This window comes from Actinosynnema sp. (assembly GCF_052038725.1).
On sequence record NZ_JBQGCX010000362.1, the window covers coordinates 1 to 2551 of the forward strand.

The 2551-nt window shown below is 69.7% G+C and carries 2 protein-coding genes; both read left to right on the plus strand.

Annotated features, from left to right (window positions below; all coding sequences use genetic code 11):
• The first annotated feature begins 308 nt into the window (after positions 1-308).
• Complete coding sequence (locus tag ACTUAL_RS07295) at positions 309-1043, plus strand: HalD/BesD family halogenase (protein WP_096495663.1); 735 nt, start codon at positions 309-311, stop codon at positions 1041-1043.
• A gap of 121 nt (positions 1044-1164) precedes the next feature.
• On the plus strand, positions 1165-2262 hold the full coding sequence (locus ACTUAL_RS07300) for a hypothetical protein (protein ID WP_096495664.1): 1098 nt from the start codon (positions 1165-1167) through the stop codon (positions 2260-2262).
• Positions 2263-2551: the final 289 nt, after the last annotated feature.

Genomic DNA, 2551 nt, shown 5'->3' on the forward strand with positions numbered 1-2551 from the left:
AGATCCCACCACATGCCGGAGTGATCGCACCAGGTCATCGGCGGTATACGCGGTACCGAAGCGTCTCACCAGCTCAGAGGCGTACGGCTTGCCGCATTGCCGCCGGGTGTCACAGTGCGTAAACTCCCGGTAATTCGACTCTCCCCATTTCTCGAACGGGACCGCAAGACACCCCGCAAAACCTCGGGAAAATTGCCCGCTCCGCTCCCGCAACGATGCGCGAACGCGACACGCGATCGGCTCGGATCGCGCGCCTGGAACGGGTGACCCTCACCTAAGCCACCAGCCATGGGGGAATTGTGTCGGAATTGACCACCGCGACCGTCGACGAGCACATCGCCGCGCACCTGGGTTCGCTGCCGGACGAGAGCTACGCGATGTCGCGCAAGAGCTTCGAGGAGCTGGGCTTCGGCCTGATCCCGTACGTGCTCCCGGACTCGGTCAAGCAGGTGCTGTCGGACGAGATCCAGGAGCTGGTGCGCACCGGTGGCATCCGGCGCGACCTCCAGCTCAAGGAGACCGGCAACAGCCACCGCAAGATGCGCAACGTGAACGCGGCGGAGATCAGGGAGCACGACGGGTGGGTGGACGCGGTCTACCGCTCCCCCGCGCTGCGCGAGGCGCTGTCCAAGGTCGCGGGCGAGCCGGTGAAGATCTGCCCCTACCTCCCGGAGCAGTACATCATCACCTCCCTGGAGAGCAGGGGCGACACCCACGGCTGGCACTGGGACGACTACAGCTTCGCGGTGATCTTCGTGGTGGAGGTGCCGCCGCTGGAGCTGGGCGGCTTCGTGCAGACCGTCTCCGGGACCTCGTGGGACAAGGAGGACCCCAAGGTCTTCCAGAAGCTCGTCGACGGCGTGATCCGCTCGCACGAGCTCAAGCCCTGGGACCTCTACCTGCTGCGCACCGACACGACCCTGCACCAGGTCCACCCCCTGCTGGGCGGCAAGCGCACGATCGTGAACATGTCGTACGCGGCGAACCGCGACGACGACAAGAGCATCTCGCACGAGACGATGGAAGAGCTGTTCAAGGTCTGACCGCCCGGTCGGGCCTCGCGGGTCCGAGTCCTCGCGCAAGCGTCCTGCCCCCACCCGCCCCACCCCGGCGCGCCCGGCGCCGGGGTCCGGGCCGGGAACGACCGATAGAGGAGTAGTGGACATGGACCTGACCACAGCGCTGGTCGTCGACGCCTTACTGGTGGCCGGATTCGGCGTGCAGCACTCCGTGCTGGCCACCCTGCGCGTCAAGCGGGTGGTGAAGGCCAAGACCCGCATGGAGTCGCTGGCCTGGCGCTCGGTGGAGTCGCTGTCGAACGTGGTCTACATCCTGGTCGCGGCCTCGCTGTGGCAGCACACCCCGGACGCGGTGGTGTGGGAGACCAGCGGCGCGCTGATGTACGGGATGTACGCGGTGACCGTGGTGTCCTGGCTGTGGTACTGGCAGCTGCACCTGTTCGAGTACGACTGCGGGCTCGCGTTCGGCTCGACCACGCTGGTGTCGCAGGTGACGAACTCGCCGGGGCCGAAGCTGATCCCGTGGAAGGTCGGCAGCAGGCGCTGGATCCGCTTCCCGGTGCACACCGCGTTCTTCGGCATGTTCCTGCTCCTGCCGACCATGACCGCGGACCTGCTGGTGCTGGGCGTCGTGCTGAACGTCTACAACGTGATCGGCAGCATCCTGTACGACAAGCGCCTGCTGGCGCTGTCGGCGAAGTCGTACCAGCCGTACGTGGACGTGACCGGCCTGATCTTCCCGCCGGTGTACCGGGCCCCGCGCGGCGCGGCCGACGTGGCCATGCCCAAGCCCGCGCACTGGCGCTCCCCCGCCGCGCACCTGCCCGGCCTGGTGGTCGGCATCGGCCTCGGGGTGCTGTACTACGCGGTGCTGGGCGGCAACGCGACCACGCCGCTGGACATGCTCAAGGTCGCGGGCGTCGGCCTGCTCGGCTCGCTGCTGACCGGGCTGCTGCTGGGCGCGGTGCTCAAGCCCCGCTCCGAGGACTGGGGCCAGCGGCAGACCGACCTGTCGACGACGGTGGCGCTCAACGCCGCGGTCGGCGTGATCACCTGGGCGACCATCGCGTGGGTGCAGACCGGGTCGGCCCCGTCGTTCGCGGCGTTCCTGCCGCTGTGGTTCACCGTGCAGTACCTGGGCCACGTGTTCGCGGCGCTGACCAGCAAGACCAAGTGGGCTGCCGCTCCCGCCGACGAGGCGGTCGCGCCGAAGGCCGCCCCGAAGACCGCGCAGCCCGCCTGACCGAAGGCGCGCGGCCAGGAAGGCGGTCCCGCGCGCCGAGGACCGGCGAGACTGCTCGCAGGGCGACGCGGGGCACGACGACGACCGGGCCGCGCACGTGGGGACCACCCCCGCGTGCGCGGCCCGTCGCGCCGGGCCCCCACCTCGCCCGCCGCACCCGCACACCCGGGAGGAATCCGCACCATGCGCCCTGTCGTCATCTCCGGGGCCTCGTCCGGCATCGGGCTCGCCACCGCCCGGCGCTTCGCCGAGGCCGGGGACCGGGTGGTCAACCTGGACCTGAAGCCGC